This window comes from Stenotrophomonas sp. KH_052 (genome assembly GCF_057838755.1).
Genome location: NZ_CM174475.1, coordinates 655,488 through 674,452 on the forward strand (window position 1 = coordinate 655,488; position 18,965 = coordinate 674,452).

Annotated in this window: 12 protein-coding genes and 1 pseudogene; 11 read left to right on the top strand and 2 right to left on the bottom strand. The window is 66.9% G+C overall.

Annotated elements, in window-relative coordinates; genetic code table 11:
- Positions 1-424 precede the first annotated feature (424 nt).
- From AC3ITW_RS02880 to pncB, 3 genes are all read left to right on the top strand, one after another.
- Positions 425-1,279, top strand: coding sequence for a glycosyltransferase family 2 protein (locus tag AC3ITW_RS02880; protein WP_004142973.1), 855 nt, complete (start codon positions 425-427; stop codon positions 1,277-1,279).
- Positions 1,276-2,115, top strand: a complete 840-nt coding sequence (locus AC3ITW_RS02885) for a glycosyltransferase family 2 protein (RefSeq protein ID WP_049398157.1) — start codon at positions 1,276-1,278, stop codon at positions 2,113-2,115. The genes AC3ITW_RS02880 and AC3ITW_RS02885 overlap by 4 nt, the downstream gene beginning before the upstream one ends.
- 108 nt (positions 2,116-2,223) lie before the next feature.
- Positions 2,224-3,405 carry a nicotinate phosphoribosyltransferase gene (gene pncB / locus AC3ITW_RS02890; RefSeq protein WP_012510022.1) on the top strand — a complete coding sequence of 394 codons (1,182 nt, stop codon included), beginning with the start codon at positions 2,224-2,226 and terminating at the stop codon, positions 3,403-3,405.
- Positions 3,406-3,424: 19 nt separating this feature from the next.
- Here the strand turns inward: pncB and AC3ITW_RS02895 are convergent, their stop codons facing one another.
- A complete protein-coding gene (locus tag AC3ITW_RS02895) occupies positions 3,425-3,790 on the bottom strand; it encodes a hypothetical protein (protein ID WP_100467789.1) in 366 nt (121 codons plus the stop codon).
- A gap of 440 nt (positions 3,791-4,230) precedes the next feature.
- On the opposite strand from AC3ITW_RS02895, the gene AC3ITW_RS02900 reads away from it, so the two are divergent.
- The 8 genes and pseudogenes from AC3ITW_RS02900 (at position 4,231) to AC3ITW_RS02935 (ending at position 17,895) form a co-directional block, all read left to right on the top strand.
- Positions 4,231-4,770 (top strand): fimbrial protein, encoded by a 540-nt coding sequence (locus AC3ITW_RS02900; RefSeq protein WP_004143031.1) that lies wholly within the window; start codon positions 4,231-4,233, stop codon positions 4,768-4,770.
- Positions 4,771-4,855: 85 nt separating this feature from the next.
- The gene (locus tag AC3ITW_RS02905) at positions 4,856-5,587 is read left to right on the top strand and encodes a fimbrial biogenesis chaperone (RefSeq protein WP_012510023.1); all 732 of its coding nucleotides are present in this window, start codon (positions 4,856-4,858) and stop codon (positions 5,585-5,587) included.
- A gap of 92 nt (positions 5,588-5,679) precedes the next feature.
- On the top strand, positions 5,680-8,244 hold the full coding sequence (locus tag AC3ITW_RS02910; RefSeq protein WP_050559851.1) for a fimbria/pilus outer membrane usher protein: 2,565 nt from the start codon (positions 5,680-5,682) through the stop codon (positions 8,242-8,244).
- The gene (locus tag AC3ITW_RS02915; RefSeq protein WP_012510025.1) at positions 8,235-9,272 is read left to right on the top strand and encodes a fimbrial protein; all 1,038 of its coding nucleotides are present in this window, start codon (positions 8,235-8,237) and stop codon (positions 9,270-9,272) included. Before AC3ITW_RS02910 ends, AC3ITW_RS02915 begins: the two co-directional genes overlap by 10 nt.
- 267 nt (positions 9,273-9,539) lie before the next feature.
- Positions 9,540-10,724 carry a non-hydrolyzing UDP-N-acetylglucosamine 2-epimerase gene (gene wecB / locus AC3ITW_RS02920; protein WP_100467790.1) on the top strand — a complete coding sequence of 395 codons (1,185 nt, stop codon included), beginning with the start codon at positions 9,540-9,542 and terminating at the stop codon, positions 10,722-10,724.
- On the top strand, positions 10,721-12,922 hold the full coding sequence (locus AC3ITW_RS02925; protein WP_100467791.1) for a hypothetical protein: 2,202 nt from the start codon (positions 10,721-10,723) through the stop codon (positions 12,920-12,922). The genes wecB and AC3ITW_RS02925 overlap by 4 nt, the downstream gene beginning before the upstream one ends.
- A gap of 6 nt (positions 12,923-12,928) precedes the next feature.
- Positions 12,929-15,076 (top strand): glycosyl transferase family protein, encoded by a 2,148-nt coding sequence (locus AC3ITW_RS02930; protein ID WP_100434031.1) that lies wholly within the window; start codon positions 12,929-12,931, stop codon positions 15,074-15,076.
- Positions 15,073-17,895 (top strand): annotated as a pseudogene (locus tag AC3ITW_RS02935) (NfrA family protein). The gene AC3ITW_RS02930 and the pseudogene AC3ITW_RS02935 overlap by 4 nt, the downstream one beginning before the upstream one ends.
- Here AC3ITW_RS02935 and AC3ITW_RS02940 read toward each other — a convergent pair.
- Positions 17,889-18,893 (bottom strand): DUF4434 domain-containing protein, encoded by a 1,005-nt coding sequence (locus AC3ITW_RS02940; RefSeq protein ID WP_100468339.1) that lies wholly within the window; start codon positions 18,891-18,893, stop codon positions 17,889-17,891. The pseudogene AC3ITW_RS02935 and the gene AC3ITW_RS02940 sit on opposite strands and share 7 nt — an antisense overlap.
- Positions 18,894-18,965: the final 72 nt, after the last annotated feature.

An 18,965-nucleotide genomic window follows, 5' to 3' on the forward strand; every position in this document is an offset into this window, starting at 1 on the left:
CCACACCGCCCCACCTCTGACAGTTTCCTGCTGCTGTTGGTAGGTGTCGACCTTGGTCGACACGCTGGATCCACGCCATGCGTGGATGACTCTCCATCGAAATCGAATATTTCGAGATCCGAAACATCTGAGCCGAGCATGGTTCGGCTCTACAGAAGGCAATGCCCGACAGATCGCAGGAAACTGTCGAAGGCGGGGTGGGTCCGGTTGCGGGGGCGTGAGCCGCATGGATGCGGCGACCGAGCTTACATGGACGTACTTGCAGCGTCCCCCGCAACCGGACCCACCCCGCCATCCCCCAGGAACCCAGCTTTTGCTCCGGCTGTTGCTTCGGCTCTGGCTCCGGCCTCTGCGGGTGCCGGGTGCAACCCGGCCGATACCCTCCCAGTGCTAGGCTGTGGCTACCGACAACCACGGAGGCGGGATGGGGGCGATCGTGTTGTTGCCGCTGTGCGTGGACGATGCCGCGCTCGACCGCTGCCTGGCCGCGCTGGATGCCGGCACCGCGCCGGGTACCGCGGTCTGGCTGGCCGATGACGCGCAGACCGGGCCGCGTGCGCAGGCGGTGGTGGAACACTGGTTGGCGCATACGCCGTTGCAGGCCGAATACACCCGCCGCGCGCGGCCGTTGGGCGAGGTCGCCCATCTGGATGAGATGCTGCGCGCCTGCGAGGGCCTGGACGTGGCCGTGCTGGCGCCGGACAGCGTGCCAGCACCCGGCTGGCTGCAGCAGCTGCAGGATGCCTTCGCCCGCGACGCCGCCATCGCCACCGCAACACCGTGGTGCAATGCCGGCGAAACAGCCGCGTGGCCGCGATTGGGCGAAATCAATCCCGAACCGGAGGACCCGGCGCTGCTGGCACACACCTGTGCCACGCTGCCGGTGCTGCATCCGGAGCTGCCCTCGGCAGTCACCCACGCGGTGCTGGTGCGCGGCAACGCGCGCCGGCGTGCCGGCGGCCTGGACGTGGAGAGCTACGCCGGCTGGAACGCGGCGCTGGTCGACCTGAGCCTGCGCATGGCCGGGCTGGGTTGGCGCAACGTCCTGTGCGAGACCGCCTTCGTCGGCCGCGCAGGGGAGGCCGTCAGCCGCGATGGCGATCTTGAAGCCCTGGCCGCGCGCTGGCCGGCCTGGGTGCCGCGACTGGCCGATTTCCTGATGCACGATCCGCTGCACGGGTTGCGCGCCGATCTGCAGCAGCGCATGCGGCAGGCGATAATGCCGGCCGAGCAGGGCGACCTGTTCGTCTCGTCTTCCGCGCCGGAGCCTCCTGCTTGAATGTTGCCATTGCCGCCATCGTCGTCACCTACCAGAGCGGCAGCACCATCGACGCCTGCCTCTCGCGTCTGCGCCAGGCGCAGGACGTGGCCGAGATCCGGGTGATCGACAATGGCTCGATGGATGGCACGCTGGATATCGTGCAGCGCCATGCCAGCCACGACCCGCGCGTGCGTTTCGTCGGCAATCCGGACAATCCCGGCTTTGCCGCCGCCAACAACCAGGGCGTGGCCGATTCGCACAGCCCATGGCTGGCCTTCATCAACCCGGACCTGATGGTCGAACCGGAGACGTTGGCCGCACTGCGCAGCCGCGCGGAAGGACTGGGCGACTGCCTGCTCGGTGTCGAGCAGGTGGACGAGCAGGGCCATGCCGACGAAGCCGTGCGCCGCCGCGACCCGGATTTCCTGATGATGCTGCGCTCGCCGGGCAAGGGCTCGAAGCTGGCGGTGCCGCGTGACCCGCAGCAGGCGCTGCAGCGGGTGCCGGCGCTGTCCGGTGCGCTGCTGATGATGCCGCGTGCATTGTTCGACTGCATCGGAGGTTGGGACGCCGGCTATCGCCTGCATGCCGAAGACCTGGACCTGTGCCGGCGTGCACGCGAAGCCGGAGCAGTGGTGGCGATCGCCAATGACCTGCAGGTCACCCACGTTCGTGGCGTCTCCAGCCGCTCGCGGCCGTTCTTCGTGGAATGGCACAAGCACAAGGGCCTGTGGCGCTATTTCCAGAAGTTCGAGGCCAGGCAGCGTTCGCTGCCGGTGCGGGTAGCGGTGTGGGGCGCGATCTGGGCGCACGCGCTGATGCTGGTGCCGAAGCTGCTGCGCAAGGCGCTGTAGCGCCGAGCCCACGCTCGGCTCAGGCAACACATCCAGCCGAGCGTGGGCTCGGCTCTACGGAGGGCGGGCGCGCCCACGGTTCACTCCGCCGGGCGCATAATCCGCCCCATGCCTATCATCCAGTCCCTGCTCGACACCGACCTGTACAAGTTCACCATGATGCAGGCGGTGCTCCACCAGCACCCCGGCGCCCAGGTGCAGTACCGGTTCAAGTGCCGCACGCCCGGCATCGACCTGGCCCATTACATCGACCAGATCGACGAAGAGATCGACCACCTGTGCAGCCTGCGTTTCAGCGACGCGGAGCTGGACTACATGCGTGGCCTGCGCTTCGTGAAGCCGGACTTCGCCGATTTCCTCGGCCTGTTCCACCTCGACCGCAAGTACATCCAGCTGCGCGCATCGAAGACCGTGCCCGGCGAGATCGAACTGGACATCACCGGGCCCTGGCTGCACACCATCCTGTTCGAAGTGCCGCTGCTGGCGATCATCAACGAAGTCTGGTTCCGCAACACCACCACCGCCGACTTCGCCGAGGGCGAGCGCCGCCTGCAGGCCAAGGCCGCGCTGCTGCGTGATACCCCGGGGTTCGAGCAGTGCCGCATCGCCGACTACGGCAGCCGCCGCCGCTACTCGCGTGACTGGCATGCCCGTCTGCTGCCGCTGCTGCGCGATGCGCTCGGCCCGCAGCTGGTCGGCACCAGCAACGTACACTTCGCGCGCCTGTATGGCATGACTCCGCACGGCACCATGGCTCATGAGTACCTGCAGGCGTTCCAGGCGCTCGGCCCGCGCCTGCGTGATTCGCAGGTGGCGGCACTGGAATCATGGGCACGCGAATATCGCGGCGACCTCGGCATCGCGCTGTCCGACGTGGTCGGCCTGGACGCGTTCCTGCGCGACTTCGATATGTACTTCTGCAAGCTGTTCGACGGCGTGCGCCACGACTCGGGCGATCCGTTCGACTGGGGTGACCGCATGCTGGCGCATTTTCAGCAGCGCCGGGTCGATCCACGCAGCAAGGTGCTGGTGTTCAGCGATGGCCTCGACATCGTCAAGGTGATGCGCCTGTATGACTACTTCCGTGGTCGCTGCCAGGTCGCCTTCGGCGTCGGCACCCATCTGACTAATGATCTGGGTCCGACGCCGCTCAACATCGTCATCAAGATGGTCCGCTGCAACGGCCAGCCGGTCGCCAAGCTCAGCGACTCGCCGGGCAAGAGCATGTGCGACGACCCTGGTTACCTGACATACCTGCGCCAGGTCTTCGAGTTGCCGCAGCCGGAGTAACGCCGGCCTGCTGCAGGTCTTACAGGTAGTCGACCACGACCAGGTAGGCGCCCTGCAGCGGCTGCTGCTTCGAAGCCCGCACGCTGTAGCGTTCGGAGAAGGCGATATCGCCGGCGCGCATCGCGCTGGCCGACACCGACAGCTTCTGGCCCTGGCGCTTGCCATCGCGCAGCGTCGCGGCCTGGCCATCGGCCAGCGCCGTCACGGCCACCGTCGAGCCCTTGGCCGACGGCGGGCAGGCCGCCAGGCTCAGTTCGCCCTGGGACAGGTTCGTCGTGCAGCCCGGCTCAGCGATGTGACCGCTGAAACGGATGCTGCCGCTGCTGGCCTGGGCCAGCGCACTGACGGACATCAGGGCCACACACAGCAGGATGGAGTTCCTCATGACACGTTCTCTGGTTCGTTCGGTGTTTCCTAGTTAGCGACAGGTTGGACCCGGCTTTAATAGGACAAATCCGAATCTGCTAGGGCCATCACCGAGAAAGAGTGATGCGCATCAAGAAAGCTGTTTTTCAGGGGGAAATGGCGACTTTTTGCGTGCGCGCCCGGCGCAGCCAGCCGCCTCTGCGAAGGCTGCGGGTGACCGCTCGCCCCCGCTGACTCGATTTCGGCTACCACGTCACATTTGAGGCGTCAATAAACCGTCGTTCAGAAAAATAATGAGACTTTCATCACAGTTGCGCCTATACTTGCGTCACGGATTCAGGGGAAGGTATGTCCGAGTCCGGCCACAGGTGAGACGCAAGGATGGGTCCTGATAGCCCGGCAGTGCTCCTTGCTTCCTCCTCTACTTCTCATCTCTTCAGTAGGGTTAGGTAAAAGCGAATGCACAAGATCAATCTCATCGCCGCTGTGATGCTGGCCGCCGCTCCGCTGGCCGCCAACGCCGCCGACGGCACCATCACCTTCAATGGCAAGGTGACCGACAAGACCTGCACCATCTCGACCCCGGGCGGCAAGGACTTCGCCGTCAACCTGCCGACCGTGTCCAAGAACACCCTGGCCAATGCCGGTGCCGTTGCGGGTCGTACCCCGTTCGCGATCAACCTGACCAAGTGCAGCGCCGGCAACGTCGCGACCTACTTCGAGCCGGGTTCGACCGTTGACTTCAACACCGGCCGCCTGCTGAACCAGGCTTCGGCCAACGCTGCCACCAACGTGCAGCTGCAGCTGCTGGGCTCCAACAACCAGGTCCTGCCGATCAAGGCAGCCGGCGCTGGTCTGGCCCAGACCAACTCGCAGTGGGTCACCGTCGGCACCGACGGCTCGGCCGACCTGAGCTACTACGCTGAGTACTATGCCACTGCCGCCGCCACCCCGGGCGACGTCACCAGCAGCGTCAAGTACACGATCATCTACAACTGATCGTAGCCGTACCCGCATTGGCCGGCGTACGCGCCGGCCAATGCTCCGCGGCCTCTGGCCACACACCTCGAGCGTAGTACTTCCGATGAAAGCAATCTTTCCCCGGGCGCTGCTGCTGGCAGCGTTCACGCTGCCCTTCTGCCAGAACGCACTGGCCGGCGTGGTGGTCAACGGCACGCGAGTGATCTATCCGGCGCAGGCGCGCGAAGTCACCGTGCAGGTCGACAACGTGGGCGATTCGCCGGCGCTGGTGCAGGCCTGGATCGACAGCGGCGACGCCAACCAGACCGCCGATACCAGCGATGCACCGTTCGTGCTGACGCCGCCGATCGCGCGCGTCGAGCCGGGCCGCAGCCAGGCGCTGCGCCTGATCTTCTCCGGCGCGCAGCTGCCGACCGACCGCGAGTCGGTGTTCTGGCTCAACGTGCTGGATGTGCCGCCGTCGCCGGACAACGCCGACAACAGTGGCGAACAGAATTACCTGCAGGTCGCGTTTCGTTCGCGCCTGAAGCTTTTCTACCGGCCGCAGGGCCTGAAGGGCGTCGCCAACGACGCACCGGCAGCACTGCGCTGGACCCGCAATGGCGACCGCCTGCGGGTGGAAAACCCGAGCCCCTTCCACGTCACGCTGGCTGAAGTGCATGCCGTGACCGGCAGCAGTGAAAAGGCCGTCGAGGACAAGGGCGCGATGGTTGCGCCGAAGCAGAGCCTGGAGTTCGCCGCACCGGCGGGCACCAACCAGGTCCGCTTCATCACCATCAACGACTACGGCGGCCGGGTGGAACACACCATCCGCCTCGGCAGCACCGGGGGCTGAACGCGCCGCGCTGGCTCATGGCCTGCGCATCCCGCCACCGCCGCCGTGCGGCGAATTGAAGGAATGTCAGTGTGATCGGAAACAGATTGACATTGTCGATCCATCAGGCGCTTTGCCTGTTGGTTGCTGGCGTGGCCTGCCCAGGATGGGCGCTGGCTGCCCCGGCCAATCTCGGCGAACAGGCGCTGATGGCGCAGAGTGGTGCGGCCAATGCGCGTGCACCGGAGTCGGCCCAGTTCAACTCCAGCTTCCTGTCCGGCCAGGCCAAGCAGGTCGACCTGGCAGCGTTCACCAATGGCAACCCGATGGTGGCCGGCACCTATCGCGTCGACGTCTACGTCAACGGTGCCTGGCAGGGCCGTCGCGACCTGCAGTTCAAGGCCGATGCACAGGGCCGCGTGGACGCCTGCCTGCCGCTGCCGATGCTGGAAGAAATGGGCGTGGACAGCGAGGCCGTGCTGCTGCAGCAGGACCCGTCCGTGCCGGCCGACAAGACCAGCTGCGTGCCGGTGCAGCAGCGCATGAGCAACGCCTACGGCATCTATGACAGCGGCAACCTGCGCTACGACCTCAGCATTCCGCAGGTGTTCCTGCGCCGCGAGGCACGCGGCTACGTCAATCCGGCGCTGTGGGACCGTGGCATCAATGCCGGCTTCGTCGGCTACAGCTTCAATGCGATCAACAGCGACAGCCGCGTCGAAGGTGGCCAGCGCAACCGCAGTGCCTACCTCGGCCTCAATGCCGGCCTGAACCTGGGCGGCTGGCAGTTCCGCCACGACTCGAACCTGACCTGGTCCGAGGGTGACGGCCGCCATTGGCAGAGCATCGCCACCTACGCACAGCGCGGTATCCCGCAGGTGCGCGGCATGCTCACCATCGGTGAGGCCTACACCACCGGTGAACTGTTCGATTCGATCGGCTATCGCGGCGCCAGCCTGGCCAGCGATGACCGCATGCTGCCCGACTCGCTGCGCGGTTATGCGCCGGTCGTGCGCGGCATCGCCGAAACCAACGCACGCGTTGAAGTGCGCCAGAACCAGCAGCTGATCTACTCCTCCACCGTGTCGCCGGGCAGCTTCGTCATCGACGATCTGTACCCGACCGGCTACGGCGGCGACCTGGAAGTGAGCGTGATCGAGGCCGATGGCCGCCGCCGCGAATTCAAGGTGCCGTTCGGTTCGGTGCCGCAGATGCTGCGCGAAGGCGTGTCGCGTTACTCGCTGACGGCCGGCCAGGTGCGCAACAAGCTGCTGGCCGATGAGCCGTGGCTGGTGCAGGGTACCTACCAGCGCGGTATCGGCAACCAGCTGACCCTGTACGGCGGCAGTGCACTGAGCGATGGCTACCTGTCGCTGCTGTACGGCGTCGGCCTGTCCACGCCGGTCGGCGCGTTCGCCGCCGACGTCACCCACGCACGTACGACGTTCGACCACTACGGCAACCACACCGGTGCCAGCGTGCGCTTGAGCTACAGCAACATGATCGGCGAGACCGGGACCAACCTGACCCTGGCCGCCTACCGCTATTCGACCGAAGGCTTCTACAGCCTGCAGGACGCGCTGTATGGGCGCGATTCGGACAAGCGCGGCATCGATCCGACCACCCGCGGCCGCCAGCGCAGCCAGTTCCAGGTGACGCTGAACCAGCCGCTGGGCCGTCGTGGCGGCGCACTGTACGTGACCGGTTCGGTGCGTGACTTCTACGATCGCCCGGGCACCTCCAAGCAGTACCAGGTGGGCTACAACAACGCCTGGCGCTCGGTGAACTATGGTTTCTCGGCGCTGCGTACCGAAGAAGGCCTGCTCGGCCGTTCCGATACCCAGTACCTGCTGTCGATGAGCGTGCCGCTGGGCCGTGGTACCCACCCGGTGTCGTTCAGCGCCGATGTCGGCGTGCGCGACCGCGGTGGCTACGACAACAGCCGCGTCGGCATCACCGGTTCTGCCGGCGTCGACAACAACTTCAGCTATGGCGCGGCGCTGTCCGATTCCCGCGAGGGTGGCACCACCGCAGTCGGCAACGCCGAGTACCGCAGCCGCTACACCGCGTTGAATGCCACCTACAGCCACTCGCGCGATTTCCGCCAGGCCTCGGTCGGCGCCAACGGCAGCGTGGTCGTGCATCCTGGCGGCTTCACCTTCACCCCGCAGCGTGGCGATACCATGGTGCTGGTGGAAGCACCGGGCGCACGCGATGCGATCGTCAGCAACGCCCCCGGCCTGCGTGTCGATGGCCGCGGCTACGCCGTGGTCCCGTACGTGTCGCCGTACCGCCTCAACACCGTCACCCTCGACCCGCAGGGCATGGCCCACGACGTCGAACTGGAAAGCACCAGCCAGTCGGTGGCACCGTTCGCCGGTGCGATCAGCTACCTGCGCTTCGATACCCGCAAGGGCAACGCGCTGCTGATCCAGGTCCGCAACACCGATGGCCGCACGCTGCCGTTCGGCGCGCAGGTCAAGGACGAGCAGGGCCAGCCGGTGGGCATGGTCAGCCAGGGTGGCCGCCTGTACGTGCGCAGCGAGAAGAACCAGGGCCAGCTGCAGGTCGAGTGGGGCGCAGGTGCCGACCAGCGCTGCACCATTGATTACCAGGTACCGGCGGGCGCCGATGCGTCCAAGACCGGCTTCATCCCGCTGGAGGCAGCATGCCGATGATTTCTTCCCGTGGCCGCAAGGCACTGGCCGCGTTGGCCCTGCTGGGTGGCGTGCTGCTGGCGCAGCAGGCCAGTGCGGCCTGCCGCATCCAGGTCAACGGTTTCGTTGCGCAGGACGTGCAGATGGACATGGGTCAGATCGTGATCCTGCCCAGTACGCCCGTGGGCGGCGTGATCAAGGAAATCAGCGTGCCGATCAACCAGCAGAACAGCGTTGCCCGCTGTGACTACTGGTATAGCGGCTACTCGACAGGCGAGTACGTCAACGCGCCGCAGAAGCGACCGGTGGCTGGCTTTGCCAACGTCTATGAGACCGGCGTGGCCGGTGTGGGCATCCGCCTGTTCCGCGACTCCGGCGCGATCCAGGCCTATTACCCACATACCATCAATTTCGCGGCCAACTCCACCATCTCGCTGATCGGTGGCCAGTTCCGCATCCAGCTGATCAAGACCGCCGCGCAGACCGGTTCGGGCGTGATCGCACCGAACGGTCGCTTCACCACCTACTACTTCGATGGTGATGGCCCCAGCCGCCCGGTGCTGACCTCCACCTTCAGGGGCTCGGGTACCACCGTGGTCAGCCCGACCTGCGAAGTGCAGGCCGGCAGCCGCAACATCGCCGTTGATTTCGGCAGCGTGCCCAACACCACCTTCACCGGCGTTGGTTCGCGTGCGGTCGACCGTGACTTCGAGATCCGCCTGAACTGCCAGGGCAGCAACGTTGCTGCCTACCAGAGCAAGATCGGCATCCGTCTCGACGCCGACCAGGACAGCTCGAACATGCCCGGCGTGCTGAAGCTGAGCGCGGCCACCAACAGCGCCACCCGCATCGGCATCCAGATGGTCCAGCGCGATGGCAGCACCGAGCGCGAAGTGCGTTTCGGCCAGACCGTCAACGTCGGCACCACCGTGCCGGGTACCAGTGTCATGGCGCTGCCGCTGCGTGCCCGCTATGTGCAGACCCAGGCCGGTACCGTCGGCGCTGGTGTCGCAAACGGCCAGGCGACCTTCACCATCCAGTACGAGTAAGGCGGCCCCAGGCCGCCGTCACCGCTGCGTTCCACCGCAACGTCACCTGTTCCGCAGGTGGCGTTGACTGCGTCTTGATCTTCCAACGATGAAGATCAGTGCCACGACGCACGTACAACCACATGAATGTGATGTATGTCGCGAATTTGGAGTTTCCTCATGAGGTGACCGTCTCCTGCCCACGGGTGTTGGACGGGAACGCCGAAAGGATCCAGACGTGGCTACAGCTGCCTGCATCCCCCCGCGCCAGCCTTCGGGAGCGCTGTGGTGAAGGTCCTGTCGGTGTTCGGCACACGGCCGGAGGCGATCAAGATGGGGCCGCTGGTGCGGGCTTTGGCAGAGTCTGCCGACATCGAGTCGGTGGTCTGCATCACCGGCCAGCACCGGGCGATGCTCGACCAGGTGATGTCGCTGTTCGAGATCACCGCCGACCATGACCTCGATGTCATGGTGCCCAACCAGACCCTCAACGGCCTGTGCGCCAGGCTGTTCGAACGGCTTGACGCGCTCTACACACAGGTTCGCCCGGACCGCGTGCTGGTGCATGGTGATACCACCACGGCGATGACCGCCGCGCTGGCTGCGTTTCATCACCGCATTCCAATCGGCCACGTCGAGGCCGGCCTGCGCACCGGTGACATCAACCGGCCATGGCCGGAGGAAATGAACCGGCGGGTGATCGACGTGGTCGGCCACCAGCTGTATGCGCCCACCGCCAGCTCGCGCGCCAACCTGGCCCGCGAACACCTGGGCGGGCAGATCCTGGTCACCGGCAACACCGTCATCGATGCCCTGCAGCAGACCGTACAGCGGCTGGATGCCGACCCGGCGCTGCGCGCGCGGGCAGACGCGCCCTTCCACATGCTCGACCCGCGGCGGCGCCTGCTGCTGGTCACCGGCCACCGCCGCGAGAGCTTCGGCCAGGGCTTCGAAGACATCTGCCGCGCACTGGCCGAGCTGGCGCGACGCCCGGACCTGCAGGTGCTGTACCCGGTGCACCTCAACCCGAACGTACAGGGCCCGGTCAACGCCCACCTCGGCCACCTCGACAACGTGCACCTGGTGCCGCCGCAGGACTACCTGCGCTTCGTGCGCCTGATGCAGCGCGCCGACGTGATCCTCACCGATTCCGGTGGCGTGCAGGAAGAAGCGCCGGCACTGGCCAAGCCCGTGCTGGTGATGCGCGATGTCACCGAGCGTCCGGAGGCGGTCGAGGCGGGTGTGGTGACGCTGGTCGGCACCACCCCTTCGCGCATCGTCGAGGCGGTCAACGCCGCGTTGGCACAGCCACCGCAGCCGACCCACTTCGACCCCGATGCCAGTCCCTACGGCGATGGCCGCGCCAGTGCGCGCATCGTCGCCGCCTTGCGTGGGCAACCACTGCCCGAGTTCTCACCCGTCGTCCACGGTGGCGCTGCCAACCACCCTCATCCGCATGAAGTGATGCCATGACCCAGACCGGCCGCTCTCCCTTGTTTGCTTCCGCTGCCGCGTTCGTCCTCTCGGGCGTGGTCGCCAGTGCCCATGCCGCCGACAGCGTTGCCGGCCAGTTCGCCGAATGGAGCGGCGACAGTACGGTGAACCGGCAGATGAGCCTGCGCGAACTCGGCTTCCGCCAGCCGCTGGTATTGAGCGGGCAGGAAAGCCAGCGAGAGATTTACCTGCCGGTGCCGGCCGGTGTCGCCACCCGCGACGCGCAGCTGCAGCTGGACGGGCGCTATGTGCGCGGCCACGCTGGGCGCACTTCCGGTTTGTGGTCGGTCGACGGCGACCCGATCGCCGCGCGTTCGATCACCGATGCGCAGGGTGATGCCAGCCAGCTGCTGGCCATCGATGGCGAACCGCGCCAGAACGGTTTCGTGAGGGTCGGCGTCGGCTGGTGGTCGATCGTTTCCGATTACCGGTGCGCCGACCAGAGCGCACCGGCCAACGTGCTGCGGTTGTCGCCGGATTCGCGTTTCAGCTACCGCTTCGACGGCCGCGCCGTGGACACCGTGGCCAAGGCCTGGGGCGCGCTGCCGCCACGGGTGCACCTGCTGGTGGATGGCAGGGGTCTGCAGGCGCCTGTCTATGATGCCGCCTGGCGCATCGGTACCGCGCTGCAGGCCGGTGGCAAGCAGGTGCAGGTGGTCGCGCTGCCCAAGGTTGGTGACAGTGTTGACCTGACCGGCATCAGCATCCCGGCCAGCCTGCAGGGCGTGCCGGCCTATGCTGCGCTGGCGTCGGGCGAGCGCGCGTATGTGCTGAAGGATCTGGCCGAAGTCGGCGCGCTGCTGTCGCTGCGTGACAGTGGGCCGTTGGCTGCCGATGTGATGATCGGCAGCGATGCGCTGAGGGCTGGAGTACGCGCGGCGCTGGACGCGCTCGGTGCGCAGGTCGGCGCCACTGGCACTGATGCGGGCACGGCGTTCGCCGCGTGGCGCGGTACTGGCATGGGCGGCCTGGAAAATCCCGCAGACAATGGCTCGGTCAGCGTGGTCGCCGTTGCCGGCCGTCCGACGCTGGTGGTCGATCCGGCGGCGGCCGGCAAGGTCGCCGGGTTGTTCGCCGATCAGTGGCGCAGCTATGCGCTGGGCCGCAGCCTGCAGGTCACCGCGGCCGGCATGCCGAAGCTCGACGGCGACCAGGTGCTGCTGAGTCGGCTCGGCAACATCGCAGGCACGATGGACGTGGTCACCCGCGCCGATCGCAGCGCCACCTTCGACCTCGGTGCGTTGTCGGCCGATGGCCGCCTGCCCGAGGAGGTGGTGATCGATGTCTCTGCGGCTCCCAATGCGGCCGGGCAGGGCGCGGTAGCCACGATCTACTTCAATGACTACCTGCTGGGTGGGAAGGTGCTGGCCGCCAATGGCCAGCCGCAGCGGCTGGTGGCCAAGGTGCCGGCCTATGCACTGTCGGCGCGTAACGAGATCCGCATCAGCTTCCTGCGCCAGCCGGCACGCCCGTACTGCCACGATCCGGCCACTGGCTATCCGGTATCGGTGCTGCCCAGCAGCCACCTGACCCTGGCCAAGCGTTCGCTGGGCAGTGATTTCGTCGGTGCCAGCAGCCAGCTCTCGCGCGGCAACCAGGTGTTCGTGCCCGCCACGTGGCTGCAGGATGCACCGGCATCGCTGGCCAAGGTCATCGCTGTGGCCAGTGCAGTGGGGGCGTCGCCGGAGGCCTCGGAACTGAAGGTGGTCGATGCCGGTGCGGCGGTCAGCCCGGGTGCGCCATGGCTGGCCTTCGGTGTGGCGCTGTCGGGTGTCGATGTGGCCGGCCTGAAGGACGGGCACCTGCTGATCGGCGGGAAGCCGCAGCCGCTGCTGGATGTCAGCGGCCTGGACCGCGCCGCAGTGGTGCAGGTCGGGACATCCGGCGGTCAGCTCGGCGTGCTGTACAGCGACCTGGGTGCGCAGGCACCGTCGTTCGGCGCGCCGTTCCGGTTGTTGCGTGGTGATCTCGCCGTGCTCGACGGCAGTGATGCCGTGCGCGAATTCGACCGCCAGGATCCCTATGGCACGCGTGTCGCGCAGGACGGCAATCCGCAATCGAAGTGGGAACGGCACATGGTCTGGTTGCTGCTGCTGGTCGGCGTGATCGTGTTCGCGCTGCTGGCTGCCCGCGTCACCCAGGTGCGCCGCCGCAAGTCCGCCAACACAGGGCACTGATCCACCGTGGACGGTCTGTTCTGGAACATCCAGCTGGCCAACTACTACGCCGCCCTGGAAACCACGGCGGCGGCGGTGGCCGTGCTGATCCTGATCTCCAGTCTCGATGACCTGTTCATCGATGTCTGGTACTGGGTCCGCGAAAGCTGGCGCGCGCTCACCATCAAGCGTCGCGATGCCTACAAGCCGTTGACCCAGGAAGACCTGCTGCAGCGACCGGAGCAGCCGCTGGCGATCATGGTGCCAGCGTGGATGGAGTACGACGTCATCGCGCAGATGGTCGAGAACATGATCAACGTACTCGACTACCGCGAGTACGTCGTGTTCGTCGGCACCTATCCCAACGACCAGCAGACCATCGATGAAGTGGAGCGCATGCGCCGCCGCTACAAGCGCCTGCGCCGCGTGGAAGTGCCGCACGACGGGCCGACCAGCAAGGCCGACTGCCTGAACTGGCTGATCCTGGCCATCTTTGAGTACGAGAAGCGCCACGACATCGAGTTCGCCGGTGTGATCCTGCACGACAGCGAGGACGTGCTGCATCCGATGGAACTGCGCTTCTACAACTACCTGCTGCCACGCAAGGACATGATCCAGCTGCCGGTTACCTCGCTGGACCGCGAGTGGTACGAGCTGGTGGCCGGCGTTTACATGGACGAGTTCGCCGAATGGCATGCCAAGGATCTGGTGGTGCGCGAGAGCGTGTCCGGCATGGTGCCCTCGGCGGGCGTCGGTACCTGCTTCTCGCGACGCGCGCTGCTGGCGTTGAGTGCACAGACCGACAACCAGCCCTTCAACACCGACAGCCTCACCGAAGACTACGACGTCGGTGCACGACTGGCGGCGATGGGCATGCAGTCGATCTTCGCGCGCTTCCCGGTGCAGTTCCGCGTGCGCCGGCCCTCGTGGTTCGGCTGGGGCCCGGTGCGCGAACGCACCCAGCAGATGGCCCTGTGCGTGCGCGAGTACTTCCCCGACAACTTCCGCGCTTCCTACCGGCAGAAGGCACGCTGGGTGCTGGGCATCGGCCTGCAGAGCTGGGAGTCGCTGGGCTGGCGCGGCTCGCTGGCCACCAAATACCTGCTGGCGCGAGACCGCAAGGGCATCATCACCTCGTTCGTCAGCATCATCGCCTACGTCATCTTCCTGCAGCTGCTGTTGTTCTGGCTGCTGAAAATGACCGGGGTATGGACGATGCAGTTTCCCAGCGTGTTCCAGCCCGGTACCTGGCAGATGAACGTGGCGCTGCTGACCACGGCTGCACTGGCGACCCGCGTCGTGCAGCGCTTCTACTTCGTCAACCGGCTGTATGGCTGGGAACATGCGCTGATGTCGATCCCGCGCATGGTGGTCGGCAACATGATCAATTTCATGGCCACCGCGCGTGCCTGGAAGGTGTTCCTGGCCTACCTGCTGTTCGGCAAGCGCATGGTCTGGGACAAGACCATGCACGATTTCCCGGATGCGGCGCAGCTGGTACAGACCCGCAAGCAGCTGGGCGAACTGCTGGGCACCTGGCAGGCCGTTGAACCCGAACGCCTGCAGCAGGCGCTGGACCAGCAGCATGCCGGCCGGCAGCAGCCGTTGGGCCGCATCCTGCTTACCCAGGGCTGGCTGGACGATGAAACACTGGCCGAGGCGATCGCCTTCCAGGGTGACCTGCCACGCGCGGTGATCGACGTGGATTACCTGCGTGCCTGCCAGTTCCCGGTCAGTGCCGATGCCTGCGTGCAATGGCGGATGCTGCCGCTGCCGCCGCGTCAGGAAGGTACCCTGCGGCTGGCCGTGGCCAGCCCATTGCCCGAAGAGGCATTGGCACTGCTGAAGCAGGAAACCCGCAGCGAGCACATTGAACAGAGCATCGCCCGCGAAAGCGAGATCAACGCGGGACTGCGCCTGATCGGTGGCGACCGGCAGTGGCACCTGGACAACGTGCCACTGCTGGGCGACCTGCTGGTGGAAATGCGCCTGATCGATCACGCACGCTTCGAGATCGCACTGGACGACTACAAGCCGCAGCGCGACGGCCGCATCGGCGATTACCTGGTGAAGCAGGGCATCACCACCGAGGAGGCCGTGGCCCAGGCCATGCAGGAACAGCGCCGGCGTGCGGCCACGCTGCAGTCGCCGCCTCCCGGAGCCTTGCCGGCATGAAGACCACGCTGCTGTCCACCGTCATTGCTATCGCGCTGGCTACAGCCACCGCACCGGTACTGGCACAGGCCGATGCGCCGCTGCCATTGTCCGGTGCGGCCTACCGCATCGCCGAGCGGGCGTTTGCCGCCTATGAACGTGGCGATTACCCCGCGGCCTACCAGCAGTCCAGTGAAGCGATCCGGCTGCGCCCGGATGTGGTGCGGCTGCGCCTGCTGCAGATCTATGCGCTGCAGAAGCTCGGTCGTGGCGCAGAAGCGCAGCAGCGGGCGCGCCGTGCGCTGGACGCGGGGATGAAGGATCCGGCCTTGCCGGCGCTGGCCGCCGCTGTGCCCAAGACGACCACAGGTGCGGCGCGTAGCGCAGCGTTGCCACGTGCGTCCGCCACGGCGGCCGACCGCAACAGCCGGCAGGCCTACCTGCTGGCAACCGAAGCCTATGCGGCCTACGACGCCGGGCAGATGGGCATTGCCGCCAGCAAGGCCGAGCAGGCGTTCCGGCAGCAGCCGAAGCAGGGCGCATGGGCCCTGCTGTGGGTGGCGGCGCTGGAGGCTCAGCAACAGCCCGAACAGGCCGACACCGCCATCGGCACCGCGCTGCAGCTGGGGGCACCCAACGTCGAGGAACTGCGCGCGCGCCGCGTGGTGCTGACGCGCCAACGCGCGCTGCTGCTGGCCCAGCAAGCCTATCGATCGCTGTCCGCAGGTGATGATGCCGCGGCCATTGGACATGCGCGCGACGCCGTGAAGCTGGCACCGGAGGTGGCTTCATACCGGTTGCTGCTGATCACCGCGCAGCTGCAGGGCGATCAGCTGGCCGACGCTGAGCACAGTGCTGATCAGGCATTGCAGGTAGATGCCAACGACCTCAATGCACGGGTCATGCGCGGTTACCTGCGCCAGCGCCAGGGCAGCACGTTGCGGGCCAATGAGGATTTCGACGCCGCGCTTGCCACGCCGGGATCAACCGCGCAGCAGCGCAACGTGCGCCTGCTGGCGGTGGATGCGGCACTGGCTGCCGGCGATCGGGTGCGTGCGGCTGCACTGCTGGCACCGTTGCAGGCGCCAGTGTCAGCAGATGAGAGAGACGCACGGACACAGCTGCTGTTGCAGCAGGGCATCGAGCAGCGCGCCAAGGCGATTCGATCCAGTCGCGCGCTTCCCCGCATCAGCGCCGAGGCCTACCCGGCACCGGTCCAGCACTGCCAGTCCGGTGACAGCAGCAACGTCTGCGAGCTGATGCCGGCCGACCTTCAGGGGGATGGCGGTGCCGCGCAGCGTGCCTACGCTGCCTACGCACGCCGGGACTACGCTGACGCCATCGGTGAGGCACGGAAGGCCGTACAACTCGCACCGGAGGACGCGAACCTGCAGGGCCTGCTGACCACCACGCTGGCAGCGGGCAACCGCGTCCAGCAGGACGAAGCGCGGCAGCGCCTGGATGCGGCACTGGCGCAGCACCCTGATGATGCGGGCGCGCTGATGCAGCGCGGCTACCTCAACCAGAAGGCACGCGAGCCGGCGCGCGCGCTGGCCGACTTCCGTGCCGCTGAGGCCACCGGCAGGGCACCGAAAAGCGTGGTGCTCGACCAGGCCTACGCCAGCGCCGCCAACGGCAACACCCCCCAGGCGGCATCGCTGCTGCGCACCGCCATCGACCGTGCCGACGCGGGTGACCTGCAACTGGATGAGCACCAGCGCTACAACGTTCGCAATGCCATCGCCAACTACTCGCGCGAGTGGGGCGTGATCGCATCGGCGGGATTCCGTGGTGCGCGCCAGGCGGCGACCAACGTCGGCGGTGCGGCGATCAGCACGCCAGGCGATTCGGTGTTCAGTACGCTGGAGGCGTTCTGGCGGCCCCCGGCCTTCAACGACCAGCATGGCACGCTGGAACTCTACGCACGCCTGCTCAACACGCTGTACGACGAGGGCGGTACCTACGAATCGATCCGTGCGGTGGATCCCTGCACGGGTGAATCGACACCGGATGCGCGCGTACGCGCCGAGCGCCTGAGCCACTCGCGTTCGACCACGGGTTGGCCATCCACCATCGTGTCCTTCGGCATGCGCTATGCGTTCGGCCAGACCGGGCTCAGTGCCGGTATCGAGCGCAGGCAGTTCCTCGGCAGCGCCACCCGCCAGGGCGAGGTCTACCCCGAATCGGCAGCAGTGCAATGCCGCCTGCAGCTGGCGCTGAACCCACCACTGGAAGCCAGTACGCTGGCGCGCTATCGGTTGGCCAGTGGTTCCGGTGGATGGATGTCCTACCTCACCTACGGCTACTACCACGGCACCGATCTGCGCACCGACGTGAGCCAGTGGTGGATGGTCAGCGGTTAGGCGCAGGGCGGCTATACCTGGGACGACAACAGTGCCAGCTTCACCCTTGACGCGCTCGATGCCAACGGCACACCGGTGCGGCGCGTGGGCGAGGCCAATGGCCGCCTGCATCGCGAACAGTGGTTCGCTGCCGGTGAACTGCGCGCCGGGCGAAGCTTCCGCTTCGGTGCAGGGCAGACCCACTGGGTGGTCACGCCGTACGTGGTGGTGGGAGCGGACTGGCTGGACCAGCGCTCGCGCGTGCGCGACCTCCGCTACCCGCTGTTGCCGTCGCAGTCGTTCGCGCTCAACGACAGCCAGCGCAGCTGGTCACTCGGTGCGGGCCCGGGCGTGGGCGTGCGCTACTGGTTCCGCGAGGACCACTACAACGCTCCACGTTCCTACCTGGACCTGACCGTGCAGTACCGCATCGCCATCGGCGGCGGTGATACGCAACGCGCCAAAGGTCTGTTCGCCACCGCCATCCTCTATTACTGAGGCAGACCCCAACGTCGCCGCAGTGCTGCGGCCTGCGGGGTGTCCTGGGTCAGCCACGGCTCCAGTGCATAGACCAGCACGTGTTGCGCGCCGCTGTCGCGTGCCCATGCCAACTGCCGCTGGATGCGTGCGGCATCGGCGGTTTCGCCCTTGAATCCGCTGCCGTCGGCAGGGCCGCCGGGCAGTTCGCGGAACAGTTCAACGATCGCATCGAAACCAATGCCATGTGCATGGAAATGATCGAGCAGCGGTTGCAGCTGCTGCACGTTGCCGGCACCGGCTACACCCACACCGTCCTGCACCATCGGCCGCACCGCCGCTTGGGCCAGCACGGCCTGCCACAACGTGACCAGGCTGCCATCGGTCTGCAGGCGGCTGAAGTAGCAGGACATCGCGCAGTCACCACCGCGTGCGCTGGCCGCCTGCACCAGCCCGTGCAGCCACTGCGCCAGCCAGTGCTGGCGGGCCGGATCGGCCCAGTGGTACTGCTCCAGCTCGTAGGGCAGGTACCAGCCCCCGAAGGCCGGCTGCTGCGCCCAGGGCGCCTGTGCCAACCAGCTGCGTGCATGCCCCAGGCTCTCGGCCAGGAAGGCCTGCAGCGTGGCATCGTCTGCGCCGATGGCCTGCCACCAGCGTTGCTGGAAGGGCAGGCCGACGCGGATGCGGATGTCGTTCTCGCTGGCAGCGGTGAACAGCTGCTGCAGGCTGCCGTCGGGCAATGACCAGTCGCCGTCACTGCCACCGACGATGCCGGTCCATTGCAGCACCAGCTGCCTGCAGCCCAGCGTACGTGCAAGCTTCAAGGATCGCTGCCAGTCGGCCAGGCCCCACTGCAGGTGGCTGCGCCAGGGCTGCAGGAAGGAGCCATCCACCTGCACCGGCAGCGAGCAGCCGGGCAGGGTGGCGAGCGTACCGGCCAACGGCGCCAGTACTGCCGCACGCAGCAGCCGGCGGCGTAACGGCGAGGACGGATCAGCAGGAAGGACTGGCGGTGGCATGCCCGCATCATCCCAAAGCACCGTGCGCGGCAGGTGAACCACCGCCCGGTAGTGCCGGCCGCTGGCCGGCAC